21 protein-coding genes and 1 tRNA gene are annotated in these 26,880 nt (G+C 74.2%); 6 read left to right on the plus strand and 16 right to left on the minus strand.

The genetic code is table 11. From position 1 onward, the window contains the following. Positions 1-37: 37 nt before the first annotated feature. Positions 38-109, plus strand: a tRNA-Cys gene (locus ACWD3O_RS30635). Between the two features lie 101 nt (positions 110-210). Here ACWD3O_RS30635 and ACWD3O_RS30640 read toward each other — a convergent pair. The 6 genes from ACWD3O_RS30640 to ACWD3O_RS30665 form a co-directional block, all read right to left on the minus strand. Beyond that, the gene (locus tag ACWD3O_RS30640) at positions 211-2,496 is read right to left on the minus strand and encodes a xanthine dehydrogenase family protein molybdopterin-binding subunit (protein WP_451411241.1); all 2,286 of its coding nucleotides are present in this window, start codon (positions 2,494-2,496) and stop codon (positions 211-213) included. Further along, entirely contained in the window at positions 2,493-3,761 is a 1,269-nt protein-coding gene (locus ACWD3O_RS30645) for a (2Fe-2S)-binding protein (protein ID WP_451418137.1), read from the minus strand. Before ACWD3O_RS30645 ends, ACWD3O_RS30640 begins: the two co-directional genes overlap by 4 nt. Further along, positions 3,758-4,681, minus strand: a complete 924-nt coding sequence (locus tag ACWD3O_RS30650) for an FAD binding domain-containing protein (RefSeq protein ID WP_451411243.1) — start codon at positions 4,679-4,681, stop codon at positions 3,758-3,760. The genes ACWD3O_RS30645 and ACWD3O_RS30650 overlap by 4 nt, the downstream gene beginning before the upstream one ends. 272 nt (positions 4,682-4,953) lie before the next feature. Then, on the minus strand, positions 4,954-6,546 hold the full coding sequence (locus ACWD3O_RS30655; RefSeq protein WP_451418148.1) for a beta-N-acetylhexosaminidase: 1,593 nt from the start codon (positions 6,544-6,546) through the stop codon (positions 4,954-4,956). 46 nt (positions 6,547-6,592) lie between these two features. Further along, positions 6,593-6,886 (minus strand): DUF3039 domain-containing protein, encoded by a 294-nt coding sequence (locus tag ACWD3O_RS30660; protein ID WP_356134212.1) that lies wholly within the window; start codon positions 6,884-6,886, stop codon positions 6,593-6,595. Positions 6,887-6,947: 61 nt separating this feature from the next. Next, positions 6,948-7,508: a YqgE/AlgH family protein gene (locus ACWD3O_RS30665; protein ID WP_451411244.1), complete on the minus strand. Its 561-nt coding sequence runs from the start codon at positions 7,506-7,508 to the stop codon at positions 6,948-6,950. A gap of 255 nt (positions 7,509-7,763) precedes the next feature. Here ACWD3O_RS30665 and murA point away from each other — a divergent pair, with 255 nt between their 5' ends. Continuing rightward, positions 7,764-9,113 carry a UDP-N-acetylglucosamine 1-carboxyvinyltransferase gene (gene murA / locus ACWD3O_RS30670; RefSeq protein WP_451411245.1) on the plus strand — a complete coding sequence of 450 codons (1,350 nt, stop codon included), beginning with the start codon at positions 7,764-7,766 and terminating at the stop codon, positions 9,111-9,113. Between the two features lie 102 nt (positions 9,114-9,215). On the opposite strand, the gene ACWD3O_RS30675 is transcribed toward murA, so the two are convergent. Continuing rightward, positions 9,216-9,497 (minus strand): HU family DNA-binding protein, encoded by a 282-nt coding sequence (locus tag ACWD3O_RS30675; RefSeq protein WP_108955122.1) that lies wholly within the window; start codon positions 9,495-9,497, stop codon positions 9,216-9,218. A gap of 352 nt (positions 9,498-9,849) precedes the next feature. Then, on the minus strand, positions 9,850-11,259 hold the full coding sequence (locus tag ACWD3O_RS30680; protein ID WP_451418138.1) for a malic enzyme-like NAD(P)-binding protein: 1,410 nt from the start codon (positions 11,257-11,259) through the stop codon (positions 9,850-9,852). A 614-nt stretch (positions 11,260-11,873) separates the two neighbouring features. On the opposite strand from ACWD3O_RS30680, the gene ACWD3O_RS30685 reads away from it, so the two are divergent. Next, positions 11,874-12,494, plus strand: a complete 621-nt coding sequence (locus ACWD3O_RS30685) for a hypothetical protein (protein ID WP_451418139.1) — start codon at positions 11,874-11,876, stop codon at positions 12,492-12,494. A gap of 101 nt (positions 12,495-12,595) precedes the next feature. On the opposite strand, the gene ACWD3O_RS30690 is transcribed toward ACWD3O_RS30685, so the two are convergent. From ACWD3O_RS30690 to ACWD3O_RS30720, 7 genes are all read right to left on the minus strand, one after another. Further along, complete coding sequence (locus ACWD3O_RS30690; protein WP_451418140.1) at positions 12,596-14,950, minus strand: HelD family protein; 2,355 nt, start codon at positions 14,948-14,950, stop codon at positions 12,596-12,598. A 51-nt stretch (positions 14,951-15,001) separates the two neighbouring features. After that, entirely contained in the window at positions 15,002-16,159 is a 1,158-nt protein-coding gene (locus ACWD3O_RS30695) for a uroporphyrinogen-III synthase (protein WP_451411249.1), read from the minus strand. Between the two features lie 149 nt (positions 16,160-16,308). After that, the gene (locus ACWD3O_RS30700) at positions 16,309-17,700 is read right to left on the minus strand and encodes a nitrate/nitrite transporter (RefSeq protein ID WP_451411250.1); all 1,392 of its coding nucleotides are present in this window, start codon (positions 17,698-17,700) and stop codon (positions 16,309-16,311) included. A 191-nt stretch (positions 17,701-17,891) separates the two neighbouring features. After that, on the minus strand, positions 17,892-19,025 hold the full coding sequence (locus tag ACWD3O_RS30705) for an acyltransferase family protein (RefSeq protein ID WP_451418141.1): 1,134 nt from the start codon (positions 19,023-19,025) through the stop codon (positions 17,892-17,894). Further along, entirely contained in the window at positions 19,022-21,292 is a 2,271-nt protein-coding gene (locus tag ACWD3O_RS30710; protein ID WP_451418142.1) for a glycosyltransferase, read from the minus strand. The genes ACWD3O_RS30705 and ACWD3O_RS30710 overlap by 4 nt, the downstream gene beginning before the upstream one ends. A 339-nt stretch (positions 21,293-21,631) precedes the next feature. After that, positions 21,632-22,411, minus strand: a complete 780-nt coding sequence (locus ACWD3O_RS30715; protein WP_451418143.1) for a hypothetical protein — start codon at positions 22,409-22,411, stop codon at positions 21,632-21,634. 461 nt (positions 22,412-22,872) lie between these two features. Next, positions 22,873-23,763: a LysR family transcriptional regulator gene (locus ACWD3O_RS30720; RefSeq protein WP_451411254.1), complete on the minus strand. Its 891-nt coding sequence runs from the start codon at positions 23,761-23,763 to the stop codon at positions 22,873-22,875. 216 nt (positions 23,764-23,979) lie between these two features. On the opposite strand from ACWD3O_RS30720, the gene ACWD3O_RS30725 reads away from it, so the two are divergent. After that, on the plus strand, positions 23,980-24,570 hold the full coding sequence (locus ACWD3O_RS30725; protein WP_451411255.1) for a DUF6817 domain-containing protein: 591 nt from the start codon (positions 23,980-23,982) through the stop codon (positions 24,568-24,570). Positions 24,571-24,646: 76 nt separating this feature from the next. Here the strand turns inward: ACWD3O_RS30725 and ACWD3O_RS30730 are convergent, their stop codons facing one another. Beyond that, entirely contained in the window at positions 24,647-25,453 is an 807-nt protein-coding gene (locus ACWD3O_RS30730) for a helix-turn-helix domain-containing protein (protein ID WP_451418144.1), read from the minus strand. 253 nt (positions 25,454-25,706) lie between these two features. Here ACWD3O_RS30730 and ACWD3O_RS30735 point away from each other — a divergent pair, with 253 nt between their 5' ends. Both ACWD3O_RS30735 and ACWD3O_RS30740 read left to right on the plus strand, forming a co-directional pair. After that, on the plus strand, positions 25,707-26,396 hold the full coding sequence (locus tag ACWD3O_RS30735; protein WP_451411257.1) for a DUF4097 family beta strand repeat-containing protein: 690 nt from the start codon (positions 25,707-25,709) through the stop codon (positions 26,394-26,396). 55 nt (positions 26,397-26,451) lie between these two features. Beyond that, the coding region (locus tag ACWD3O_RS30740; protein WP_451418145.1) for an ATP-binding cassette domain-containing protein at positions 26,452-26,880 on the plus strand (429 nt) is incomplete at its 3' end.

A 26,880-nucleotide genomic window follows, 5' to 3' on the forward strand; every position in this document is an offset into this window, starting at 1 on the left:
CGTCGGCGGGCCCGTAGCGTCATGGACGTCGCCACCGGACCGCGTGCCCGAGTGGCCGAGGGACTGGACTGCAAATCCAGGTACGCGGGTTCGATTCCCGCCGCGGTCTCGACACCACCGCGCCCCGCCGGACCACCGTCCGGCGGGGCGCGGTGCCGTGCGTGGCCCAGGGGGCGGCGGCCCGGCGGGCGGCGGCCCGGCGGGCCGGCCTCACCGGGCCGTGACGACGGCGGCCTGCGGCCGGATGGGCAGGCGGTTGACGAGGCGCCCGGTGGCGGCGCGGACGGCGGAGGCGACGGCCGCGGGCGCGGTGACCACCGGGACCGTGGAGACGGACTTGGCGCCGAAGGGGGCGACCACGTCGCGTTCCTCGACGAGGCGGACCAGCCGCACGTCCGGGGCGTCGAGCGCGGTGGGCAGCGCGTAGCCGCCCAGGTCGGGGTGGCGGACCACACCCCGCTGGGTGCGGAGGTTCTCGGTGAGCGCGATGCCCACGCCCTGCGTGAGGCCGGACTCGATGCGGGCCCGCACCTGCGCGGGGTTGAGCACCCGCCCCACGTCCTGCGCCACGGCCAGTTCGACCACCCGCACGGCGCCGATCTCGACGTCCACGTCGACGACCGCCCGCACCGCGCAGAAGGCGAGGCCGACGTACGCGTCGCCCTGCCCGTCCGCGTCCAGCGGCTCGGTGGGGTGGGGGCGGCACTGGGCGGTCGCCCAGAGCTCCTTGCCCTCCAGCGCCTCCACGACCGTGGTCGACAGCAGACCGTCGTACGAGGTGATCTTCCCCTCGGCGATCGACAGCAGCTCCGTGGACATGCCGAACTTGTCGGCGAGCGGCTGCAGCAGCTGGGTGCGGACCATCTTCGCGGCCCGCTCGACCGCCCCGGCCGACACCCAGGTGTGCCGGCCCCGGCTGCCGGGTCCGGCGGAGGGCTGGTCGGTGTCCACGGGGGCGACGACCACCTCCTCCAGGCCCAGGACCTCCTGCACGATCTGGCGGGCCAGCGTCGTGAAGCCCTGCCCGGACTCGACCGCGGCGCACAGCACCGTGCCGACGCCGTCCCTGACCTTCACCGTGGCCGTGGCGACCTCGTCGGCGCCCTCCGCGCCCAGCACGTGCACCATGCCCAGGCCGTAGCCGACGCCGCGCCGCACCGCCGACGGGTCGCCGGGCCCCTCCGGGCCGCCGGGCAGCAGCCACTCCTCGACCGGGGTGTCCTTGGGCAGCTCCGGCATCGGCGCCTCGCGCACCGCCGCCAGCAGCTCGGCGACCGGCGCGGGGCAGGTGACGGTCTGTCCGGTGGGCAGCACGTCCCCGGTGCCCAGCACGTTGCGGGCGCGCAGCTCGGCCGGGTCGAGGTCCAGCTTCCGGGCCAGCTTGTCCATCTGCGCCTCGTACGCGGCGCAGACCTGCATCGCGCCCTCGCCGCGCACGTACCCGGTCGGCGGGTTGTTGGTGCGCACCGCCCAGCCCTCGACGAACGCGTTGGGCACCACGTACGGACCGCAGGCGAAGGAGACCGCGGCGGCCAGCGCCTCGGTGGAGTACTGCGCGTAGGCGCCGCCGTCCAGCAGGACCTGCGCCTCCACCTTGACCAGCCGCCCCTGCGCGTCGGCGTGGTGCCGGTAGCGCAGCAGGGTGGGGTGGCGGTGGGTGTGGCCGAGGAAGGAGTCCTCGCGGCTCGCCGCCAGCTTCACCGGGCAGCCGGTGCGCAGCGCGAGCAGTCCGAGCGGCAGCAGGTGGCCGGGGTCCTCGCGGTCGGCGTCCGCGCCGGGCACGCCGGTGACGACGACCCTGACCCGCTCGGGCTCCAGGCCGTAGCAGGCGGCGGCCGCCTCCCGGTGGGCGTGCGGGTCGGTGGAGCCGACGTAGAACTCGACGCCGCCGTCCGGGCGCGGCACGGCCAGCCCGGCCTCCGCGCCGATGGGGGCGGGGTCCTGACGGCCGATCCGGTAGGTGCCCTCGACGACGATCTCGCCCGTGGCCTCCGGGTCGCCGTGGCGCAGCGGGATGTGCCGGAACAGGTTGCCGTCGGGGTGCAGCGGCTCCGCCTCGAAGGCGAGTTCGGGGTCGGTGACCGGTTCGAGGATCTCGTACTCGACGATCACCGCGGCGGCGGCCATCCGCGCCGTGTCGGGGTGGTCGGCGGCGACCGCGGCGATCGCCTCGCCGTGGTGGCGGACCACCTCGGCCGCGAGGACCGGCCGTCCGCCGCGCCCGTGCAGGGCCTCGCCGGGCACGTCCTCGGCGGTGATCACGGCGTGCACGCCGGGCATCTCGCGGGCGTGCGTGGTGTCCACGGACAGGATCCGCGCGTGCGGGTGCGGGGAGCGGAGCACGGCGGCCCAGAGCAGGCCCTCGGCCCACAGGTCCGCCGCGTAGGCGAAGGTTCCGGCGGTCTTGGCGTCGATGTCGTCACGCGGCACGGACGCGCCGATGCCGTGCAGCGGCCCGGTCCCGTCCTCGGGAACGGCGACGGTGTCGATGCTCACGCGGGGCCTCCGTCCTCGGCGTCGTCGGCGTTCCGGGCGTCCTGGTGGCCGCCCTCGTCGTACTCGTCGTACGCCTCCGCCTCGCTCAGGGCGCGGCGCCCGGCCACGACCTGTTCCACGGCGTCCAGCACGCCGCCGTAGCCGGAGCAGCGGCAGAGGTTGCCGCTGAGCGCGGTGCGGGCGTCCAGGCGGCTCGGCTCCGGGTTGCGTTCCAGCAGGTCGTGCACGGTCATCGCCATGCCGGGGATGCAGAAGCCGCACTGCACGGCCCCGCAGCGGGCCAGCGCGCGCTGCACGTCGGAGGGCTGCCCGGTCTCGTCCGGCAGGCCCTCCACGGTGCGCACCTCGCTGCCGGCGGTGGTGACGGCGGGCACCAGGCAGGAGGCGACCAGCCGGCCGTCGACCTGCACGTTGCAGGCGCCGCACTCGCCCTGCGAGCAGCCGTCCTTGGCGCCGGCCAGGCCGAGCCGCTCGCGCAGCACGTACAGCAGCGACTCGCCGAGCCACGCGTCGGTGACGGGGCGGTCCACGCCGTTGACGCGGAGCACGTAGGAGGCGAGGGGGTGGTCGTCCTGGAGGGGGGCGTGCAGCGACGGGTCGGCGTCGGGCTCCTCCGCGCCGGCGTCGGGCTCGGCGGGAGCCGCGGCCGGGGCCTCCGAAGGGGCCTCGGCGGTGGTCTCGGCGGCGGTCTCGGCGGTGGTCTCGGCGGCGGGTGCGGCCGGGTTCGGCTGCTCGGCGGGTTCCGCCGCGGGCCCGGGGTGCGGCTCGGGCCCGGACTGGGGTGCGGGCTCGTGGCCGGCGGGCGTGCCGGTGTCGCCCCGGTGCTGTTCCGGGACCCACGCCTGGGCGTGGTCGGACTCCCAGGTGCCGGTGGAGTGGGCGGTGCCCCACTGGCCGCTGTCGTAGGGCCGCTCGGTGAGGCCCCACTGGTACCCGGCGTCCGGGTAGCCCGCGGCGTCGGACCACTGGCCGGTGTCCTGGGTCTCCGGGGCGGGGGGCGCCTCGGGTGCGGCCGCCGCGTCCGGCTGGTGCCAGGCGGCGGGTGCCGTGGGCGCGGCCGGGTCGGCGGTCTCCGAGGCGTGCGGGACCGCCGTTATGCGCGGCGGCACGAAGCCGTGGCCGGGGGCGGCCAGCAGGGCGTCGATGCCGCCCTCGGGGAGTTCGACGAAGGCGGTCGCGCCGTCGTCGTACTCGCCCTGGGGCAGCGGGTCCCAGCGGCTCGGGCCGCCCGGGGCTCCGTTCCCCTCGTGCTGTTCGTCGGTCACGACAGAGCCCTCCCCAGTGCTCGTCGGGCCAGCGCGGCGACGGTGCGCCGCAGGTGCAGGACGGCGGGCGGCAGCTTCTGCACGGTTCCGTCCGCGGCGGGCGCCGGGTCGGGGATGCAGGCGGCGGCCACGTAGTCGCCGAAGGCGGTGACGGCGTCCGGGACCAGGGCCCGGCTGTTGTCCCAGTCGATCAGGCCGGCGATCCACTGCTCGGCCTCCAGCGGCCGCAGCGGCATCGGGGCGACCGCCCCGACCGCGCAGCGCACCGAGCGGCGGCCCGGGTCGAGGACCAGGGCGACGGACGCGGTGGCCCGCCCGGGGCCGGTGCGGCCGGTCGCCTTCAGGAACACCTGCGGGGCGTGCAGCAGCGGGACCCGCACGTAGCCGATCAGTTCGCCGCCGCGGAGCATCTCCACGCCGGCCAGCAGGTGCGAGACGGGGACCTCGCGGCGGGCACCGCCGGGGCCGGCCACGATCACGGTGGCCTCCAGCGCGGCCAGCACCGGGAGGGCGTCGCCGGTGGGCGCGGCGGAGGCGATGTTGCCGCCGAGGGTGCCGGCGTTGCGGATCTGCGGCGGGCCCGCGGTGCGGGCGGCGGCGGCGAGGCCGGGGATCAGGGCGGCGAAGTCGGGACGGCCCATCCGGGCGTGGGTGAGACCGGCGCCCAGGAGGGCGTGGCCGTCCTGGTACTGCCAGCCGCGGATCTCGGCGATGCGCCCGAGGCCTACGAGGGCGGAGGGGCGGAGGCGGCCGGAGTTGACGGCGGCCATCAGGTCGGTGCCGCCGGCCACGGGGACGGCGGTGGGCGTGGCGGCGAGCGCGTCGACGGCCTCGTCGAGGGTCGTGGGCAGGGCGACGGCCTGCGGCGCGTGCGGCGCAGGTGCGTGTGTGTGCGGCACGTGCGGCGTGTGCGTGGTCAAACCGGCTTGCCCCTTCCCGCTTCCCCCGGCCCGGAACCGCCTTGTGCCTGTTCCGCGGCGTTGTGACCGTACGGTACGTGCTGACAGGGCGGACGTGGCAACTCTGGCACATCATCCCGCCCACCTGTCGCCACCCCCCGGCATCCGAGCACGGCGGCCGAACGCGGCGGAAGCCAGGGCCCGGGCGGGCGGCGCTGTTCCTCCCCCCGACCCGCTCCCGGTTCCCCGTGCGGGCCGGACGCACGGGGAACGGCAGGAGCGCGGGCGCCGGGTCAGAGGTGGGGGAGGGGGCGGCCGGGGAGGCCGGGGCGTTGCTGCCAGGGGTGGGGGCCGGTGAGGGGGCGGTACTCGACGCCGAGGGCGGCGAGGCGCGGCAGGTGCGCGGCGAGCCGCCCGCCGAACTCCTCCCGCTCCGCCGACCACGCGACCTCCGCGAACGCGGCGAGCCGCGGGAACAGTTGGTAGTCCGCCCGGCGCCCGTCCTCCACGACCTCGGTCCACAGGTTGGCCTGGATGCCGAGCACCCGCTCCGCGTGGGCCGCCAGCTCCGCCGGGAGCGGGTCGAAACCGTGGACGTCCTCGACCGTGCGGACGAACCCGATCGGCACCGGCTCCCCCGCCCCCGGCGCCTGCCGGTGGTCGAGATAGACGTGCTGCTCGGGGCAGAGCACCACGTCGTGCCCGGCCCGCGCCGCCGCGATGCCGCCCTCGAAGCCGCGCCAGGAGGACACCACCGCCCCCTCCGGCAGCGGACGGCCGCCGTCGAGGATCTCGTCCCACCCCACCAGCCGCCGTCCCCGCTCGGCCAGCCACCGCGCGAAGTGGCCGGTGAACCAGGCCTGGAGGCCGTCCTCGTCGCCGACGCCAAGTTCCCGGATCCGCGCCTGCGCGGTCGCCGAGGCCCGCCACTGCTCCTTGGGGCACTCGTCGCCGCCGAGGTGCACGAAGGGCGCCGGGAAGACGTCCAGGACCTCCTCCAGCACCTCCTCGTAGAAGCGCAGCACCCGCTCGGTGGGCGCGAGGACGTTCGGGTTGACGCCCCAGGTGTCCCACACCCCGAGCGCCGCCGTGTCGACCACGTCGGTGTTGCCGAGCTCGGGGTAGGCGGCGATCGCGGCCTGGGAGTGGCCGGGGATGTCGATCTCGGGGACGACGGTGATGTGCCGCGCCGCCGCGTAGGCGACGATCTCGCGCAGGTCGTCCTGGGTGTAGAAGCCGCCGTGCGGCCGGTCGTCCCACAGGGGGGAGGCCCGGTGGCCCAGCTTGGTCCGCGGACGCCACGCGCCGACCTCGGTGAGCCGCGGGTGGCGGTGGATCTCGATGCGCCAGCCCTGGTCGTCGGTGAGGTGGAAGTGGAGGGTGTTCAGCTTGTGCGCGGCCATCAGGTCGATGACGCGCAGCACGCCGTCCTTCGGCATGAAGTGCCGGGCGACGTCCAGCAGGAGCCCGCGCCAGCGGAAGCGGGGGGCGTCCTCGATCCGCGTGGAAGGGACGGCGGGGGTGGCGTCCGGCCGGACCGGCGCGCGCCGGAAGGCGTCGGGGCCGAGGAGCTGACGGAGGGTCTGCGCGCCCCACAGGACGCCGGCCGGGCCGCCGCCGCGGATCTCCACACCGGTCGCGGCGTCCGCGTCGAGCCGGTACTCCTCCGGCTCCAGCGCGTCGTCGAGGAGCAGGCGGACCGCGGCGGGGTCCGGGTCGCCGGTGCCGGGCGGCAGGGGCAGGCCGTACGCGGCGCCGAGCGTGGAGCGCAGCCAGTGGGCGGTGCCTTCGGCGCCGGGGGCCGCCCACAGGGTGGTCCGCGCGGTGAGCGGGACGGAGGGGCGGCCGGGGGCCTCGGCGGAACGGGGCAGGGGGATGACGTCGATCACGCGGGGGAAGCTAGCGCCTCCCCCGCGCGGCGGCCAGGGGGCGTCACTTGCCGCCCTTGCCGCCCTTGCCGTTCTTGTCGTCGCCGCCGGAGCCCATGGACTCGTAGATCTCCTTGCACATGGGGCAGACCGGGTACTTCTTCGGGTCGCGCCCCGGCACCCAGACCTTGCCGCAGAGCGCCACGACGGGCGTGCCGTCCAGCGCGCTCGCCATGATCTTGTCCTTCTGGACGTAGTGGGCGAAGCGCTCGTGGTCGCCGTCGCCGTGCGACGTCTTCGGGGTCGGTTCGACCAGCGTGCCGGTGCCGGTGCCGCGCTCGGGCTCGAGAGTGCTCATGGGTGCCAAGCGTACCGGGACGCCCCCCGGTGCCGTCAGGGCCGAACGCCGCCGGCGGAGGTCAGTTCAGCGACGGGTCGTCGGGATAGGTGGCGAGCATCGCCAGCTCGCCGCGCTGGCGGCGCAGGACGTCCCGCCAGAGGCGTTCGGGGGTGGGCGAGGAGACGTCGCCCGGCTCGGACTCGACCACGTACCAGGCGCCCTCGGTGAGTTCGTCCTCGAGCTGGCCCGCGCCCCACCCGGCGTACCCGGCGAAGATCCGCAGCGAGCCCAGCGCCGCGCCCAGCGGTCCGGGCGGCGACTCCAGGTCGACCAGGCCGATGGCGCCGTGCACCCGCCGCCAGCCCGCCGGGCCGTCGTCGCCGGGCACCACCGCAACCCCCAGGGCGGAGGCCGGCGAGACGGGCCCGCCCTGGAAGACGACCGCCGGCTCGCCGGTGTGGTCAGCCCAGCCGTCGAGGACGTCGGCCACGCCGACCGGCGTGGGCCGGTTGAGGACGACGCCCAGGGATCCGTCGCCGTCGTGGTCCAGCAGGAGCACCACGGCGCGGTCGAAGTTCGGGTCCGACAGCGCCGGCGTGGCCACCAGCAACCGCCCTGTGAGCGAGGACACCTCGGTCATGCCCCTCATGATTCCGCATCCGGGCGCACTGGGAAGCCCCGATGCGGGTACCAGGGTGAACGTCACTCACCGGTGACGCCCCGTACGCACCCCGTTCCGCACCGTTCACCTGGGTGATCTTCCGGTGGGGGCCCGGTACCCGCTCCCGCCTCCGGACTTCCTCCAAGGCGGTGGGCGGCCATTACGCTAGCTGTCCGGACGCGCCCCATAAACGGCCATCCGGCTCACTGCCCATCCGATCGGAACGCGAGATTCATGACCGTCAACGGCTCTGACGACGACGTACTCCTTGTTCATGGCGGAACCCCGCTCGAGGGCGAGATCCGTGTCCGCGGTGCGAAGAACCTCGTACCGAAGGCCATGGTCGCCGCTCTCCTCGGTTCCGGACCGAGCCGGCTGCGCAACGTGCCCGACATCCGCGACGTTCGCGTCGTGCGGGGCCTGCTGCAGCTGCACGGCGTGACGGTGCGCCCCGGCGAGGAACCGGGCGAGCTGGTCATGGACCCCTCGCACGTGGAGAGCGCCAACGTCGCCGACATCGACGCCCACGCCGGCTCGTCCCGGATCCCGATCCTGCTGTGCGGCCCGCTGCTGCACCGTCTGGGCCACGCGTTCATCCCGGGCCTGGGCGGCTGCGACATCGGCGGCCGTCCGATCGACTTCCACTTCGAGGTGCTGCGGCAGTTCGGCGCGCGCATCGAGAAGCGGGCCGACGGCCAGTACCTGGAGGCCCCGCAGCGGCTCCGCGGCACCAAGATCGAGCTGCCCTACCCGTCGGTGGGCGCCACCGAGCAGGTGCTGCTGACGGCCGTGCTGGCCGAGGGTGTGACGGAGCTCTCCAACGCGGCGGTCGAGCCGGAGATCGAGGACCTCATCTGCGTGCTGCAGAAGATGGGCGCGATCATCGCGATGGACACCGACCGGACCATCCGGGTCACCGGTGTCGACAAGCTCGACGGCTACACCCACCGCGCGCTGCCGGACCGCCTGGAGGCCGCCTCCTGGGCGTCCGCGGCGCTGGCCACGCACGGCAACATCTACGTCCGCGGCGCCCAGCAGCGCTCGATGATGACCTTCCTGAACACCTACCGGAAGGTCGGCGGCGCCTTCGAGATCGACGACGAGGGCATCCGCTTCTGGCACCCCGGCGGCGAGCTGAAGTCGATCGCGCTGGAGACGGACGTCCACCCCGGCTTCCAGACCGACTGGCAGCAGCCGCTGGTCGTGGCGCTCACGCAGGCCACGGGCCTGTCGATCATCCACGAGACGGTCTACGAGTCGCGGCTGGGCTTCACCTCCGCGCTCAACCAGATGGGCGCGCACATCCAGCTCTACCGCGAGTGCCTGGGCGGCTCGCACTGCCGGTTCGGGCAGCGCAACTTCCTGCACTCCGCGGTCGTGTCGGGCCCGACGCGGCTGCAGGGCGCGGACCTGGTCATCCCCGACCTGCGCGGCGGGTTCTCGTACCTGATCGCGGCGCTGGCCGCGGAGGGCACCTCCAAGGTCCACGGCATCGAGCTCATCAACCGGGGCTACGAGAACTTCATGGACAAGCTCGTCGACCTCGGCGCCAAGGTCGAGCTGCCCGGCAAGCCGCTGGGCTGACGCCTCACCGCCCGCCCCTTGGGGGCGGGCACACGGGCATGCCGAAGGGCGGCCGTTCCCCTGGGGGAACGGCCGCCCTTCACGCTGCCCGGAGCGGCCGGGTCACTTGCCCTTGGCGGCTTCCTTCAGCTTGCTGCCCGCGGAGACCTTCACGCTGTAGCCGGCCGGAATCTGGATCGGCTCGCCGGTCTGCGGGTTGCGGGCGGTGCGAGCGGCACGGTGGGTGCGCTCGAAGGTCAGGAAGCCGGGGATGGTGACCTTCTCGTCACCCTTGGCGACGATGTCGCCGACAACCTCGGCGAACGCGGCCAGAACGGCGTCGGCGTCCTTGCGGGTCACCTCGGCGCGGTCGGCCAGCGCGGCCACCAGCTCACTGCGGTTCATGTTCTTACTCCCGTGTTTCTTCTTGCCGTTGAGGCGTGCCACGCGGCGGAGCCGCATGTCGGGCACAGCGAAGCCGATGCTGCCAGGGTCACCGGAGAGTCCCCCGCACCCGGGTCCGTGGTCGGACCCTCGCGCCCAGAGAGGCATCCTGCCCCCACCTGCGGCGCTAAAGCCAATCCGGCACCGGCGAACACGGCGGGGAGTCACACGTACGCGTGGCGTGGCCACCACGCACGGCGGCTCCTGCCGCGGTGCCCCACCACGGTACGTCCTGCCACGGACAGCGCTCGCCCCGCCCCGCCGGAGGGGCGGGACGGGGTCTTCGCAAGCGCCCGGTCGCGGGCGCGGGGGCTCAGCCCTGGGTGGCCTCGGCGGCCCGGCGGACGGCCCCGGCGACCGCTCCGGCGACCTTGTCGTTGAAGACGGACGGGATGATGTAGTTGGCGTTCAGCTCGTCCTCGGTGACCACGTCGGCCAGGGCGGTCGCGGCGGCCAGCATCATGCCGGTGTCGACGGTCCGGGACTGCGCGTCCAGCAGGCCGCGGAAGACGCCGGGGAAGACCAGCACGTTGTTGATCTGGTTCGGGAAGTCCGAGCGGCCGGTGGCGACCACCGCGGCGGTCTGCCGGGCGACGGCCGGGTCGACCTCCGGGTCGGGGTTCGCGAGCGCGAAGACGATGGCGTCCGGGGCCATCGCGGCCACGTCGTCGCCGTCCAGGACGTTCGGGGCGGAGACACCGATGAAGACGTCCGCGCCGCGCACCGCCTCCTTGAGGGTGCCGGTGAGGTTCTCCGGGTTGGTGTTGTCGGCGATCCAGTGCAGCGCGGAGTCCGGCGTGGCGTCGACCAGGTCGTGCCGGCCGGCGTGCACCACGCCGTGGATGTCGGCGACCACGGCGTTCTTCACACCGGCGGCCAGCAGCAGCTTGAGGATGGCGGTGCCGGCCGCGCCGGCACCGGACATGACCACCCGGACGTCGCCGATGTTCTTGCCGACCACCCGCAGCGCGTTGGTGAGCGCCGCCAGCACCACGATGGCGGTGCCGTGCTGGTCGTCGTGGAAGACCGGGATGTCCAGGGCCTCGCGCAGGCGGGCCTCGATCTCGAAGCAGCGCGGGGCGGAGATGTCCTCGAGGTTGATGCCGGCGAAGCCCGGGGCGATCGCCTTGACGATCTCGACGATCGCGTCGGAGTCCTGGGTGTCCAGGCAGATCGGCCAGGCGTCGATGCCGGCGAACCGCTTGAAGAGGGCGGCCTTGCCCTCCATCACGGGCAGGGCGGCCTTGGGGCCGATGTTGCCGAGGCCCAGCACGGCGGAGCCGTCGGTGACCACGGCGACGGAGTTGCGCTTGATGGTCAGGCGGCGCGCGTCCTCGGGGTTCTCCGCGATGGCCATGCACACCCGGGCCACGCCCGGCGTGTAGACCATGGAGAGGTCGTCACGGTTGCGAATGGGGTGCTTGGACGCCATCTCGATCTTGCCGCCGAGGTGCATCAGGAAGGTACGGTCGGAGACCTTGCCCAGCGTGACGCCCTCGATGGTGCGCAGGTTCTCGACGATCTCGTCGGCGTGCGCGGTGGAGGTGGCGGCGATGGTGACGTCGATCCGGAGCTTCTCGTGGCCCGAGGCGGTGACGTCGAGGCCGGTCACCGAGCCTCCGGAGGACTCCACGGCGGTGGTGAGCTGCGACACCGCGGTTCCACTGGCGGGCACCTCCAGCCGGATGGTCATCGAGTAGGAGACGCTGGGCGCCGTAGCCATGGCGGAGTTCCTCTGCTTTCCGTGTACTGCTGTGTACTGCTGTGCGACCGTGACCGCCGCTGCCGTACGACGCCGAAGGGCGAGGGCAGGCCGCAGGGCGGTGGCGGAATCGAATCTGCCGTCCGATCGTCGCACCTACTGACGAGTAGGCGTTAGTCGGCATGGTTCACGTCACATGCCCGGAAAGCCGGGAACCGGCCTCGAACCCCTGACCGCTGCGGGGAACGCGAAGACCCATGCCGCCGCGCCGGTGACATGGGTCTCGGATTCCCCGGAAGTGAGAGGTGACACCGACCCGCCATGCTCGCCTCGCGGCAAGTGGTCGCTCGTAGCGACGAAGGTTGGGCCCGGGGGCTTGGATCGGGCCGGTGTCACGTCCAGGCTAACAAACGGTTCCGGCCACGCCATTCCCCCGCGGCCGTTTTCCTCGCGGACTCCCGACGATCCCGCGCGCCCGCTAAACGCGCCGTTGCCGAATCGTTATCCGGAGCAAAGCCGGGCAGTCTCCGCCAAGCGATCCTTTCGCGCCTTGACCTTGATCACCACGGAACAGGAAGCTCGCCTTTCGGCCCCACCTCACCGCTTCTCACCGCTTCCGAGCCAGAGGTCCCCCCATGTCCCCCTCCTCTGTTCCCCGCCGGGCCGCCGTGCTGCCCCTCGCGGCGTCCCTCCTCCTCGCCGGCGCGGCCTTCTCCGCGGCCGCCGGCGGGGGCGCCCACGTCGAGCGGACGAGCCAGGAACTCCCGGTCACCGCCGCCGAGTTCGAGCACGGCGACTGCCCCGCGGAGCTGGTCCCGGCCGACCGGGACGGCTGGCACTTCGCCCTGCCGGGCGGCAGCACGGTCCTGACCCGGCTCACCGTCACCTTCGAGCCCGGCGGCCGACAGGTCGTCACCTCCTTCGGCCCGCCGGACGACCGGCACGCCTACGTCGCCTCCGCGCCCGGCGCGCGGCTGGTCGGGGCCGTCGCCGAGACCGAGGGCGCGGACGTCGGGCACGTCGCCCCCTCCCACACCTGCCCCGCCTCGGTGGCCGCCGCCGCGGGCGGCGAGGGGCCCGCGCGGGGCGCCGACGAGCAGGTGACGGCGACGACCGCCTCGCGGGTGACCACCGCGGGCGACCTGGCGGAGACCGGCGCCGGCTCGGTGACCGGCCTGGTCTTCGCCGCGGCGCTGCTGGTGGCCACCGGCGGCGCGATCATGGTGCGCGACCGCAAGGGCGGCGCGGGCAGCTGAGCCCGCACGACAGGCTGAGACCCGCACGACGGGAGGGGCCCGGACCGCACCGGCGGTCCGGGCCTCCTCGGCTTCCGCGCTCCCGGGCTCCGGGCCCGGGGTCAGTCCCGCAGCAGGTCGGGAACGCCGTCGGCGTCCGGTTCGTCCCGCTCCCCGGAGACCACGGTGAGCTGCTGCGTAGCCCGGGTGAGGGCCACGTACAGCACCCGCAAACCCGCCGGGGACTCGTCGGCGATCTCGGCCGGGGAGACGACCACCGTGGCGTCGTACTCCAGGCCCTTGGCCTCCAGGCTGCCCAGGGCGACCACCCGGTCGCCCAGGCCGTCCACCCAGCGGGCCGCCTCGTCGCGGCGGTTCATGGCGACGACGACGCCGACCGTGCCGTCGACCAGCCCGAGCAGCCGCTCCGCCTCGGCCCGCACGGCGGCGCCCAGGCCGTCCGCGGCCACGGCGAACCGCGGCCGCACGCCGGTGGAGCGCACCGCGGTCGGCGCCTCGGAGCCCGGCATGGCCAGCGCCAGCACCTTGGCGGCCAGGTCGGCGATCTCCGACGGGTTGCGGTAGTTCACGGTCAGGGTGAACCGGCGCCGGGGGCGGCTGCCCAGGGCCTCGTCGCGGGCCTGGGCCGCCTCGTCCGGATCGGACCAGGAGGACTGGGCCGGGTCGCCGACCACCGTCCAGGTGGCGTGCCGGCCGCGCCGTCCGACCATCCGCCACTGCAGCGGCGTCAGGTCCTGCGCCTCGTCGACGATGACGTGCGCGTACTCCACGCGCTCCCTCGCCAGCCGTTCGGCCCGCTCGCGCTGGGTCTCCTCGCGGTGCGGCATCAGCTCCTCCAGGCCGGTGAGCTGGTCCAGCGGGTCCAGTTCCCGCTTGCGGCGGGGGCGGACGGGCGTGCCGAGGACGGCCTCCAGCTCGTCGAGCAGGGCGATGTCGTGGACGGTGAGGCCGTCGCGGCGCAGCGACCGGGCGACCTTGCGCACCTCGCCGGGGTTGAGGACCCGGCGTGCCCAGCGGCCCAGCCGCCGTTCGTCGGCCATCGCGGTCAGCACCGTGCGGGGGGCGAGTTCGGGCCACCAGGCGTCGAGGAACTCGACGAACGGGTCCTCGGTGGTGACGTCCTCGTCGAAGGAGGAGCGCAGTTCGGCGGCGAGCTCGGGGTCGGTGTGCCGGGAGCCGGCGCCGGACTTCCGCCACAGGGCGTCCAGCAGCAGTCTGCGGGCGCGCGGGCGCAGCAGGTTGACGGGGGCGGTGCCGCCGAGGGCGGTGTGCCGGATCTGCTCCAGCTCGCCGGCCTCCAGCTCCAGGCGGCGGCCGAAGGCGACCACCCGCAGCCGTTCGGGGGCCGGGGTGTCGCCCCGGCCGCCGGGGCCCAGTTCGAGGGCGCCCCGGGCGGCCTTCCGCAGCACCTTGAGCATCCGGTAGGAGCCCTTGATCCGGGCGGTGGCCGGGGAGTCGTGCCGGGTGGCCTCGGCGCCGTCGACCAGGGAGCCGATGGCGCGGATGGCGACCTGTCCCTCCTCGCCCAGTGAGGGCAGCACGCCCTCGGTGTAGGCGACCAGCAGCGGCGTCGGGGAGACGATCAGGATGCCGCCCGCGTAGCGCCGCCGGTCCTGGTAGAGCAGGTAGGCGGCGCGGTGCAGGGCGACGGCGGTCTTGCCGGTGCCCGGCCCGCCCTCGACGTAGGTGACCGAGGCGGCGGGGGCGCGGATCACCTGGTCCTGCTCGGCCTGGATGGAGGAGACGATGTCCCGCATGGTGTGTCCGCGGGAGCGGCCCAGCGCGGCCATCAGCGCGCCGTCGCCGATGACGGCGAGTTCCTCGCCGTCCAGGTAGGCGGTGAGCCGCGGGCGCATCAGGTCGTCCTCGACGCCGAGCACCGTGCGGTTGCGGGAGCGGATCACGCGGCGGCGCACCACCCGGCCGGGGTCGACGGGGGTGGCGCGGTAGAACGGGGCGGCGGCGGGGGCGCGCCAGTCGATGACCAGCGGCGAGTAGTCCTCGTCGAGGACGCCGATCCGGCCGATGTGCAGGGTCTCCGCGATGTCCGCCGTGTCGTCCTCGCGGACGGCTCCCTCGGCGGGCTCCACGGCGGTGTAGGCGCCGTCGGGGCCCTTCTTGCCGTCCTTGCCCCGGAGCATGTCGATGCGGCCGAAGAGGAAGTCCTCGTACTCGTTGTTGAGCCGGTTGAGGTGGATGCCGGCCCGGAAGACCTGCGCGTCGCGTTCGGCGAGCGCTCCGGGCGTGCCGACGTGGCCCTTCCGGGCGGCGTCGCGCATCAGGAACTCCGCCTCGGAGATCTTCTCCTCGAGGCGGACGTAGACGCGGTCGAGGTGTTCCTGCTCGAGGGCGATCTCGCGCTCTCTGGCGGACTCCCCCGCCGCCCCGCCGTCGGTGTCGCGCGCGCTGTCACGCGCCGACCCGAGGGCGGTTCCGTTTTGTGCCTGAGCGGCCACCGGTGTCCCCTTCTTGCGTACTGGGCGGCCGTCAACAGTACGCGACCTGGGTCAATTCGCGTACTTGGCGTCCGCCGCGGGGTCCAGGGCGAGCCGGTAGCCGCGCTTGACGACGGTCTGGATCAGCTTGGGGGCGCCGAGCGCGCCGCGCAGCCGGGCCATGGCGGTCTCCACGGCGTGCTCGTCGCGGCCCGCGCCGGGCAGGGCGCGCAGCAGGTCGGCGCGGGACACCACCCAGCCGGGGCGGCGGGCCAGGGCGCGCAGCAGCGCCATCCCGGCCGGGGGGACGGGGCGCAGCTGGTGGTCGACCAGCACCGCGTGGCCGCGGATCTCCACGGTGTGGCCGGCCAGCGGCAGGGCGTGGGCGCGGGCGGGGAGTTCCTGGCACAGGACCTGGACCAGCGGGCCGAGCCGGAACCGCTCGGGCTGGACGGTCTCCACGCCGTGCGCGTGCAGCGGCAGGGCGGTGACCGGGCCGACGCAGGCGGACAGCACGTCGTGGCCGAGGGCGGCGAGGAGGGCGGGGAGCTGTCCGCGGGCCTCGGCGCGGGACAGGAAGGAGGCGGCGGCGGGGGCGCTGGTGAAGGTGACGGCGTCGACGCCGCGGGCCAGGACGGCGTCCAGCAGCCGGTCGACCGGGGCGATGTCCTCCGGCGGCATCCACCGGTAGACGGGCACCCCGACGACCTCGGCGCCGGCCTCCCGCAGCGCCTCCACGAACCCGGGCAGGGGTTCGCCGTGGAGCTGGACGGCGACCCGGCGGCCCTCGACGCCCTCGGACAGCATCCGGTCGAGGACCTCGGCCATCGACTCGGAGGCGGGCGACCACTCCTCGGTGAGCCCGGCGGCCCGCACGGCGCCCTTGACCTTGGGTCCGCGGGCCAGGATGCGGACCTGGCCGAGGACGCGCAGCAGGTCGCCGCCGAGCCCCCAACCCTCGGCGGCCTCCACCCAGCCGCGGAAGCCGATGGCGGTGGTGGCGACCGCCAGGTCGGGGGCGCGGCGGATCAGTTCCTCGGTGGCGGCGAGGAGTTCGCCGTCGTCGGAAAGCGGCACGATCCGCAGCGCGGGGGCGTGGACGACGCCGGCGCCGCGCCGCTGGAGGAGCGCGCCGAGTTCCTCGGCCCGGCGGGCGGCGGTCACGCCCACGGTGAAACCGGCCAGCGGGCCGTGGTCGTCCTGCGGTCGCTGCAGTTCCTGGTCTTCCATCCGGCTCTCGTCCCGCTCTCGTCCCGCTGTCGTCCAGCTGTCGTCCGGCTGTCGCGTCGTGCGGCGCCGGGTGACAGGCCCCGCAGGGGAACCGAGCCTGTCAACGGCGCGTGACAGACTCGGATCTTCCTGATTTCCAGGCCGTTACGTCACACCTCGGCATAGCTGAGCTGCGGCTTCGCGTCGCCGTCGGTCCGGCTGCCGTCCCGCTGGGCCGCGGCGGCGGCCGGGCGGCGAAGGTATACCGCCCAGGTGACCAGGATGCACACCGCGTACACGGCGAGGAAGGCGAGGAAGGCGGCGGTGCCGGAGGCGGTGGTCATGAAGGACTGCCGGAACGCCAGGTTGATGCCCACGCCGCCGAGGGCGCCGACCGCGCCGATCAGGCCCATGGAGGCGCCGGAGAGCCGCCGGCCGTAGGCGTCCGCGGCCTCGCCGCGCAGCCCGCGCGCCAGCGCCTTGCGGTGGAAGATGCCCGGGATCATCTTGAACGTCGACCCGTTGCCGAGGCCCGTCAGCACGAACAGCACCACGAAGGCGCAGGTGAACGGGGTGAGGGAGCCCGCCCGGCCGGCCAGGACGAGGACCACGGTGGCGGCGGCCATGGCGACGAAGTTGTAGAGGGTGATCCGGGCGCCGCCGAACCGGTCGGCGAGCCGTCCGCCGACGGGGCGGATCAGCGAGCCGAGCAGCGGCCCGATGAAGGTGACGCCGGCCGCCTCCAGCGGGGTCCGGCCGAACTGGGTCTGCAGCACCATGCCGAAGGCGAAGCTGTAGCCGATGAACGAGCCGAAGGTGCCGATGTAGAGGACCGCCATGATCCAGGTGTGGCGGTCCTTGGCCGCGTCGACCGCCGCGCCGGTGTCGTTGCGCACGGAGGCGATGTTGTCCATGTACGCCCAGGAGAGGGCGGCGGCGACCACGATCAGCGGGATGTAGACGCCCAGCAGCAGCCGGGGGCCGCCGCCCGCGCCGATGACGGCGAGCGCGACGAGCTGGATCACCGGCACGCCGATGTTGCCGCCGCCCGCGTTGAGGCCGAGCGCCCAGCCCTTCTTGCGGAGCGGGAAGAAGGCGTTGATGTTGGTCATGCTGGAGGCGAAGTTGCCGCCGCCGACGCCGGCCAGCAGGCCGACCAGGAGGAAGGTGGTGAACGAGGTGCCCGGCTCCATCACCCAGAACGCGGCGACCGTCGGCACCAGCAGCATGCTGGCGGAGATCACCGTCCAGTTCCGGCCGCCGAAGATCGCCACGGCGAACGTGTACGGGACGCGGACGACGGCGCCGACCAGGGTGACCATCGAGGTCAGCAGGAACTTGTCCGCGGGGGTCAGGCCGTACTCCGGGCCCATGAAGAGGACCAGCACGGACCAGAGCGTCCACACCGAGAACCCGATGTGCTCGGAGAGCACGGAGAAGAACAGGTTCCGGCGGGCGACCTTCTCGCCCTTCTCCCTCCAGAACGTCTCGTCCTCCGGGTCCCAGTGCTCGATCCAGCGGCCGGACCTCTTGCTCTCGACGGGAACGGGGGCTGTGCTCATGACGCCTCCACGGTGGGTCACCGACTGACGGCACCGACGCTAGGGAGCGTGCGTTTCCGTGCCGGGTGCGGGCCGGTGACCACGGTGGAACGTTGCTCTCACCCGCGGGCGACCCGGGCTGAGAGGTCCCGCCGGACCGGTGGGGTGGCGGCCACGGGTCCGCGGGGCGGCGTCCACGGGTCCGCGCGGGCTCACCGTCCCGTGGGCCACAGGCGGACGGGGCGGCCCGCCGCGAGGTCCTCCAGCGGGCCGAACGCGAGGACGGCCAGGGCGAGCATCGGCCACAGCAGCAGGAACGCCGCGGGCTGCGTCGCCGCGCCGCCCACACCGGCCGCCGCCAGCACCGGGAACGTCAGCGCGATCAGCAGGTTGTGCCAGAGGTAGACCGTGACCGCCCGGTTGTTGGCCAGGGTGACCAGGCCGTCCCACCGCCGCCACCGCCCCGGCAGCTCCCGCCACGCCGGCGCGTACACCAGCAGCACCGCGACGAACCCGAACGACCACAGCGCCTGGGCCGGCGGGACGTCGTCGAGGTTCCACCGCTGCTCGCCCTGGTGCCCGGAGGCCCACCACAGGGCGAGGCCCATCAGTGTCGAGGCGCAGGACACGGACACGTACCGCGGCAGCCGCGCCAGCGCGCCGTCCTGGTGGGCGAACCCCAGCAGCCAGCAACCGCCGTACACGCAGAAGTCCTTGACCACCTCGCCGGTCTCCCCCGGCACCGTCACCAGCCCCGTGCCGAACACCCCGGTGAGGGCGAGCGGCGCGAACAGGGTGGGCCAGGGCGCCCGCCGGTACAGCCGCAGCAGCAGCGGCGAGGCGACCAGGAACCACAGGTACGCCCGCAGGTACCAGAGGGGTCCGGCCCCGTCCGCCGCCCAGGTCGTCTCCAGCGCCCCGGACGGGGATCCGGAACTCTCCGGGTACGGCGGGGCCCCCACCGGCAGCAGGTAGGTGAGCAGCGCGGCGGCGCCCCCCAGGCCCTGCGGCCGCCATCCGAAGCCGAGGAACAGCAGCCCCAGGAGCACCGCGGAGAACGCCCACAGCGGTGGCAGCAGACGCCGCAGCCGGGAGGCGATCACCGTGCGGGGCGTCCCGCCCGGCCGTCCCAGGGACCGCGCGGTCAGCGACCCTGCCAGCGCGAACATCACGCCCATGGACGGGAACAGCACCGTCAGCCAGGCCCAGCCGAAGACGTGGAAGACGGTCACTCTCAGCAGGGCGAGGGCCCGCAGCAGGTCCAGGTACCGGTCGCGGCCCTCCGCCGCGGGCGCGTCGTCGCCCGCGACGGCGACCGGCGTCGTGCTCGTCGCCCCCACGCTCACGCGGCGGCCCCCCGGGCGCCCGTGCCGGCGGCGGGCGCGGGCCCGGAGGTCGGCGCCGCCCCGACCACGCCGGTGCGCCGCAGCTTCTGCCAGCGCAGGCGGCCCCCGGTCAGGGCGGTGATCCACGACTGGAGCAGCACCACGTACATCAGCTGCCGGTACAGGATCTGCTGCAGCGGCAGGGAGATCAGGTGCCGCAGGGGCTCCTTGTCGAGGCGGAACGCGTAGGCCGCGCAGACCGCCTGCACGGCCAGCACGCCCAGCCAGGCGCCGACCGTGGCGCCCGTGGGCCCGAAGATCAGGCCGTAGACCAGGAACACGTCGAACAGCGGGGCCAGCAGCGGCGCGAGGACCATGAAGAGGGAGACCAGCGGCAGCCCGACCCGCCCGAACCGGCCGGAGGAGCCCTTGTCGAGGAACGCGCCCCGGTGCTTCCAGATGGCCTGCATCGTGCCGTAGGACCACCGGTACCGCTGCGACCACAGCTGCTGGACGGACTCGGGCGCCTCGGTCCACGCCCGGGCGTCCTCCGCGTAGACGACCTGCCAGCCGTCGCGGTGGATCGCCATGGTGATGTCGGTGTCCTCGGCGAGGGTGTCCTCGCTCATCCCGCCGACCCGCTCCAGCGCGGTGCGCCGGAACGCCCCGACGGCGCCGGGGATGGTGGGCATGCAGCGCAGCACGTCGTACATCCGGCGGTCCAGGTTGAACCCCATCACGTACTCGATGTGCTGCCACGCCCCGATCAGCGAGTCCCGGTTGCCGACCTTGGCGTTGCCGGCCACCGCCCCGACCCCGGGGTCGGCGAACGGCCGCACCAGCTCCCGCACGGTGGCGGGCTCGAAGACGGTGTCGCCGTCCATCATCACGATGATGTCGTGGCTCGCGTGGGCGATGCCCCGGTTGAGCGCGGCGGGCTTGCCGGCGTTCGCCTGGCGCACCACCCGAACGTCGGGCAGGCCCATCGCCTCCACGAGGTCCGCGGTGCCGTCGGAGGAGCCGTCGTCGACGACGACCACCTCGATCGGGTGCTCGCCGCGCATCAGCGAACGGACCGTGTTCTCGATGCACTTGGCCTCGTTGTACGCCGGGACCAGCACCGTCACCGGTTCGGTCACCGGGCGCTCGCCCCACCGCCCCTTGCGGCGGCGCGTCCGGCGGACGTGGAACGCGGACAGCGCCAGCATCAGCGCGAACCGTGCGATGACCAGCACGCCGACCACCACCAGGCCCGCCACCAGCACCGTGGTGACCGACTGGGACGCCTGCACCAGCCACACCCACGCCTTGCCCTTCCACAACTCGGCGCCGGAGACGGGGGTGTGGGCGCTCGGCCAGTCCAGCGCCTCGGTCAGGTTCTGGAGGGCGTAGCCGCGCTCCTTCAGTTCGGGCAGCATCCGGTCGAGGGCGGCCACGGTCTGGCCGCGGTCGCCGCCGGAGTCGTGCATCAGGACGATGGCGCCGGCGCCGTGCTGCGGGGTCGCCCGCCGGACGATCTCGTCGACGCCGGGGCGCTTCCAGTCCTGGCTGTCGGTGTTGTTGAGGACGGTGAGGTAGCCGCGGTCGCCGAGGTGCCGCGTCACCGGCCAGCCGGCGTTGTCCATGGCGTCGGCGAACGACGAGTACGGCGGCCGGAAGAGCGAGGTGCGGATGCCGGCGGCGCCGGCCAGGGCGGTCTGGTTCTGGGACAGCTCCCAGTCGATGCGTTCCGGCGACTGGAGGGACAGGTCGGGGTGGTTGAAGGTGTGCAGCCCGATCTCGTGCCCCTCCTCCACGATGCGTTCGACCAGGCCGGGGTGGCGGGAGGCCATGGTGCCGGTGACGAAGAAGACGGCGTGGGCGTCGTGCTTCTTCAGCACGTCGAGGACCTTCGGCGTCCACTCCGGGTCGGGGCCGTCGTCGAAGGTGAGGACCAGGCGCCGGTCGGGCACGGTGTGCGTCTCGACCCGCCCGCCGCGGGTGTCGACGACGGGGCCGCCGGAGAGGATCTCCTCCGGCACCTCGTCGGTGGGCGCGGGCGGGCCGACCCGGTGGTCGGCGAGGATCTCGCTGTTCACGTACCCGCGGAGCATCAGCATCGCCGACAGCGCGACGAGGATCAGCGAGGGCAGCAGGTAGCGCAGCGGGAGGCGGCGGGGGCGCCTGACGCGACGGGCGGCCGCCTTCCCGGGGCTTCGGGGGCCGCGGGGCCTTGCGGGGCTACCGGGCCCTCCGGGCCTTCCGGGGCGGGGGGCGGTACCGGCGCGGGGGCCGGGGGTTGTTGCCATGGCTCTGGGTACGGCTTTCTCTCCGACGAGTGCGGTCTCTTCTTCACGGCGGCTCTCCCTGCGCGCGCCGCCCACTTCGGCGCCCCAGGACCGACGGGGCCTCACACCTCCCGCGCGACCGGCAGGCCTCACGGTTCGCCGGGCCTCGCCTCGCCGCCCCGGCGGACAGCACTGTTCCTCCCCCGACCCGCCCCTTTCCCGGAGGGACCGAGGTCCAGTGGAGCGAGCCGCAGCGTGCGTACGTTGAGGCCCTGCGCCCACCCGTGCCGCCCCAGCGGCACGACTGCCCGCAGGGTGGGGGCGACGTCCGCCGTGCGGGCAGGCCGCAAGGGGCGTGGGTCAGGGGGCGGCGGCGACCGTGGTGGTGTCGCCGGGAGCCGTTTCCGTGGGGTCCGGCCCCGGCGGCACGCTCGCCGACGGCGACGGCTCCGCGGCCGGCGAGGAAGAACCGGGCTCCGGCCGCCCCCCGGGATCCGGATCCGGCACCACACTCGGCTTGGCCGGACCCGGCCCCGGACCCGGCCCGGGCCCCGGCTCCGGATCCGCACCCCCCGGCTTCTCCCGCCCGTCCCGGCCGTCCCCCGCCTCCGCGGTACTGCCGCCCCCGGACGGAGCGACCGCCCCCGCGGACGAGGCCGCCCCCACCCCTCCCCCCGGCATCCGCGCCGGCGCCCCGGACGGTCCCGCGCGGTCCGCCGGCAGTTGCCCGGTGACCGCGCCGTCCGCGCCGTCCGCACCCCGTCCCTGTTCCTGCTGCTTCCCCGGCACCGGCATCCACGGCGCGTGGGAGTTCCCCGACAGCAGCGTCGCCACGATGACCACGGCGTACACCGCGCAGGCCACCCCGACGCCGATGCCGATCCGCCGGTACCGCCGGCTCCGGCGGCCGGACTCGTCGACGAAGACGGGGCCGTCCGCCCCCTCCCCGTGCGCCGCCGTCGCGGTCACCGGCCCTGCGGCCGCCTCGAGTTCCTCCTCGACCTCCCGGCCCACGCCGTCGAGCTGCACCGTGACCTCGTTCGGGTCGTGGCTGTGACCGGCCTTGTCCGCGGTCTCCCACGGGGCCGACAACGCCGAGCCGCCGGCACGGATGTCCTCACGTCGATTCCTGAGCTGCACGCACTTCCCCCCATCGGGGCAGCGGGCCGGGCGGACGTCCCCGGGCGCGTCATGCGACCCGGGCCGGAAATGGACCCCCTCCGGACCCGCGCCCCTCTATCACACTGCTCCCGAACCAGGAGATTACTGACACCACCGCGGGTACTCCGGCCACTCGAACGGTGTTCGGTGTCCGAAAACAACCCCTCGATGGGTGCAGCATTCAGCCGCTCCGATCGGCGGGTGACAGCAACAATCACACTCGGTCGAGTAACACCACGATCACGGTGCGTGAGGGAAGCCGCACCTCCCCTCCAGCCGGCCGGTGATCGGACGCGACCGCCGTTCGAACCGCGTCATCCGGCCGGAACTCGCCTGTGGAAAACCGCCCCGTTCCCAGCCCGGGCGTCACCCTCACCAGCGAAGGAGGAGGACGTCACGCCTTCCGCCCCCTCACCCGTTGAGGTGACGACCGCCCGCGGTCAGCCCGTCAACGCCCGGACGACGGTGTCGGCGAACACCCGGGCCAGCGGCGGCAGCGCGTCCCAGCGCCGCACCGCCCAGCCGACCTGCAGCGGCGGCAGCTCGGGGATCGGCACCAGCCGCAGCGGCCCGCCCGCGTTCTGCGCCCGCAGCCCCGGCAGCTCGGGGATGACCGCGTGGCCGAGGCCGAGTTCGGCGAGGAGCAGCGCGGTGTCCCAGTCGGCGACGCTGGTGCCGGACCCGGCCCGCAGGCCGGACCCTGCGAAGGCCACGTCGAGCTGCCCGCCGGACGTCGAGTTGGGCGGGAGCCGCACCAGGCGGAGGTCGGCGAGGTCGGCGACGCGGACGTCCTTCCGCCCGGCCAACGGGTCGTCGGCGCGGACCGCCAGCACCCACGGCAGGTCGATGGCCGGCCGCTGCTCGATGCCGCGGACGGGTTCGCCGATGGTGATCCAGGCGAGGTCGAGGTTGCTGGAGAGGAGCGCGTCGAAGCAGCGGCGGCTGGAGGTCTCGGTCTGGAACTCCAGGCTCACCCGGGGGTAGCGGCGGCGGAAGTCCACGATGGCCTCGGCCATGAAGTGCCGCACGGTGGTGCCGCCGGTGGTCACCCGCACCGCGCCGCTCTCGCCGTCGACCAGGTCGCCGAGGCGGCGCAGGGCGAGGTCCAGCCCGGCGAGCCCGTCGGAGACCGCGTCCCACAGGATGCGTCCGGCCACCGTCGGCACCACGCCGCGCGGCTGGCGTTCCAGCAGGCTGACGCGGGTCTCCTTCTCCAGCCGTTTCACGTGCTGGCTCACCGCGGACTGGGTGCAGCCCAGCTCACGGGCCACGGCGCTGAGCGAACCCGCCCGGCAGACGGCCACGAACACCCGCAGGTCGTCGAGAGTCACGGCGCACACGCTAGCAACACCCAAGTCACTGCTGGGAGTTGGGAAGCAAACCCAAGGATTGACCTGCCCTCCTCCCAGGCCCCACGATCGTCCGGAAGGGCAGCCCCGGGCGGCAACCCGCGCAACCCCCTGGCACCCGACCGGTTCACGACGGCCGGCGGGCAGCCTCACGCGCGCGGGTGCCGACCCGTCCCTCCGCCGAAAGGACACGTTGCCGTGCCCGCTCCCCCACCGGCGGCCGACCGGGCCGTCGTACTGTTACGCCGCCTCGGCGCCGACGCGATCGCCCATCCGGGCGGCACGCTCCTCCAGCACCTGGTGCGCGTCCGCGCGCTGCTGGCGCTCTGGGAGGCGCGGCCCGCGCTGCAACTGGCGGGCCTGTGCCACGCCGCCTACGGCACCGAGGCGTTCGCCCCGGCCGTGCTGGGGCTGGCCCGGCGGGCCGAACTCGCGCTGGTGATCGGTCCGGAGGCGGAGGCGCTGGTGCACCTCTACGCGCTGTGCGACCGGGCGGCGACGTACCCCGCCCTCACCCACCCCTCCGGCCGCTACGTGGAGCGCTTCACCGGCCGGACCCGTTCGCTCACCCTGGACCAGCGCCGCGACCTGGCGGAGCTGACCGCGGCCAACGAGCTGGACATCGCCCGCGTGGATCCGCACTTCCGCGCCCGCCAGGGGCCTCGGCTGATGGCCCTGCTGGTGCGGTTGCGTCCGCTGCTCTCCGCCGCCGCCTGGCAGACCGCGGACGCCGTCCTGACCGGCCGTCACGACGCCGACCCGGCCGGCCCGGCCTCACCCGCCGCCTGAGGGCGGCCCGGACCGCGCCCGGCCGGGCGGCGAACCCAACCCCCGCCCGGCCGGTGCGCTCACCACGCGCGGCTCCTCAGTCCCCGGCGCCCTTCCCTTCCGGCGCGGCAAGGCCTTCCGGCGTGGCGGGGCCTTCCGGCGCGGCGGGGCCTTCCGGCGCGGCGGGGGCGGCCTCCGGCTTGGTGGAGAGGAGGTCGCGGGCCTGCTCGGCGGCGCGGACGATGGCCTCGCTGACGAAGTCCACGAACCGCGCGATGTTCTCCAGCCGCTCGCCTGCCGGGGTGGCGGGGCCGAGGACGCCGACCCCCTCGCGGGCGGCGTCGCCCACTGCCGCGGTTCCCCGGGCGCTGGCCAGCATCGACTGGTACCAGACGTCCTCGTCGGCGAAGTAGCGCTCACGGCGGCGCTCGTCGCGCTCACGCCGCAGCAGGCCCTGCGTCTCCAGGTAGGCGACGGCCTTGGACACGGACGCCGGACTGACCTGGAGGCGCCGGGCCAGTTCACCCGCGGAGAGGCTGCCCTCGTCCGTCGTGTAGAGGCAGGCCGCGACCCGGGCCATCATCTTCGGCAGGCCCGTCTGCATCAGGATGTCGGTGAACATCTCCTCGAACTCGCGCACCGCACGGCCGTCCCGCCCGTCGATCTCCCGCGGCGGCGCCGCGTCCCGCCGCACCGCCGGCCCGCGGCGCTGCGTGCGGCGCTCGGCCGCGCGATGGGCCAGGTCGGGGCGGTAGGCGGTCGGGCCTCCGTTGCGCATCACCTCGCGGGTGACGGTCGAGGTCGGACGTTCCAGGCGTCGGGCGATCTCCGCGTAGGCGAGGCCGTCGGCCAGTCCCAGGGCGATCTGCTGACGTTCCTGCTGCGTGAGCCTGCCTCCCGGCATCGGGGGACTCCTTCGTGGTGCATGAGGGGTTGCCCTCACCCTAACTCCGGCACATCAGACATTGCAACGAGCGCGCTCCCGTACGTTGCATTCCCCGACAGACTCGATGCAACGATTCACCTGTCCCCACCTGCGATTCAACGATCCCTTTGCAACAAGTGTGTTGCCAGAAATCATGAACGCAACGTAGCTTTCCATCATCGGAAACAGCACGACGGCGCACGGCAGGCGCCGACGGATGAAGGAGAGCACCATGCACACGTTCGACACCCCCGCCCCTGTCTCGGCCGTCGTCGACATCCCGGCGGGCAGCGTGCGGCTGATCGCCGCCGACCGGGCCGACACCACCGTCGAGGTCCTCCCCGCGGACGCCGGCCGGAGCCGCGACGTGCGGGCCGCGGAGCAGGTCGAGGTCACCTTCGAGGGCGGCACCCTGCGGGTGGTGGCCCCCGAGCCGAAGAACCGGGTCCTCGGTCACTCCGGCGCCGTGACGGTGACGGTCCGGCTGCCCGCCGGTTCGCACGTCGACGCCAGGGCCGCCGACGGCGAGTTCCGCGGCGTCGGACGGCTGGGCGACGTGGTCGTGGAGGCGGCCCAGGGTGCGGTGAAGCTCGACGAGAGCGCCGACACCCGGGTGACCGTCTCCGCCGGCAACGTGATCGTCGCCCGGCTGACCGGCCCCGCCGACATCAGCACCCAGAAGGGCACCATCCGGATCTTCGAGGCCCACCGCGGCACCGTCTCCCTGCGCACCGAGATGGGCGCCATCGAGATCGTCGCCGCCCCGGGCGTCTCCGCGACGCTCGACGCCGGCACCGGCTCGGGCCGCGTCGAGAACACCCTGCGGAACGCCGACGGCGCCGCGGCCGCCCTGAACATCCACGCCACCACCGGCTACGGCGACATCAGCGCCCGCGCAGCCTCCGAGCCGCTGAGCCTCTGAGCCTCCGAGCCTCTGAGCCTCTGAGCAGACAACCACCACGAAGGGGGACCCTCACATGACCAGCCCGGCCATCACGGCACACGGCCTGCGGAAGTCCTACGGCGACAAGACCGTCCTCGACGGCGTCGACCTGTCCGTTCCGGAAGGCACCGTCTTCTCCTTGCTCGGGCCGAACGGCGCCGGCAAGACCACCGCGGTCAAGATCCTGTCCACGCTCATCTCCGCGGACGGCGGACAGGTCACCGTCGGAGGCCACGACATCGCCGCCGAGGCCCAGGCGGTGCGGTCCCTGATCGGGGTCACGGGCCAGTTCTCCGCCGTGGACGGGCTGATCACCGGCGAGGAGAACATGCTCCTCATGGCCGACCTGCACCACCTCCCCCGCACCAAGGGCAGGCGGATCACCACCGAACTCCTCGAACGCTTCGACCTCGTCGACGCCGCCGGCAAGCCCGCCTCCACCTACTCCGGCGGCATGAAGCGA

The sequence above is a fragment of the Streptomyces sp. NPDC002640 genome (assembly GCF_053592575.1).

Bases quoted from the DNA above. Each gene is read 5' to 3' on its own strand.
- ACWD3O_RS30660 (WP_356134212.1), bottom strand. From the start codon at position 6,886: ATGAGCACTCTCGAGCCCGAGCGCGGCACCGGCACCGGCACGCTGGTC.
- ACWD3O_RS30665 (WP_451411244.1), bottom strand. From the start codon at position 7,508: ATGACCGAGGTGTCCTCGCTCACAGGGCGGTTGCTGGTGGCCACGCCG.
- murA (WP_451411245.1), top strand. From the start codon at position 7,764: ATGACCGTCAACGGCTCTGACGACGACGTACTCCTTGTTCATGGCGGA.
- ACWD3O_RS30675 (WP_108955122.1), bottom strand. From the start codon at position 9,497: ATGAACCGCAGTGAGCTGGTGGCCGCGCTGGCCGACCGCGCCGAGGTG.
- ACWD3O_RS30680 (WP_451418138.1), bottom strand. From the start codon at position 11,259: ATGGCTACGGCGCCCAGCGTCTCCTACTCGATGACCATCCGGCTGGAG.
- ACWD3O_RS30685 (WP_451418139.1), top strand. From the start codon at position 11,874: ATGTCCCCCTCCTCTGTTCCCCGCCGGGCCGCCGTGCTGCCCCTCGCG.
- ACWD3O_RS30695 (WP_451411249.1), bottom strand. From the start codon at position 16,159: ATGGAAGACCAGGAACTGCAGCGACCGCAGGACGACCACGGCCCGCTG.
- ACWD3O_RS30700 (WP_451411250.1), bottom strand. From the start codon at position 17,700: ATGAGCACAGCCCCCGTTCCCGTCGAGAGCAAGAGGTCCGGCCGCTGG.
- ACWD3O_RS30710 (WP_451418142.1), bottom strand. From the start codon at position 21,292: ATGGCAACAACCCCCGGCCCCCGCGCCGGTACCGCCCCCCGCCCCGGA.
- ACWD3O_RS30730 (WP_451418144.1), bottom strand. From the start codon at position 25,453: ATGCCGGGAGGCAGGCTCACGCAGCAGGAACGTCAGCAGATCGCCCTG.
- ACWD3O_RS30735 (WP_451411257.1), top strand. From the start codon at position 25,707: ATGCACACGTTCGACACCCCCGCCCCTGTCTCGGCCGTCGTCGACATC.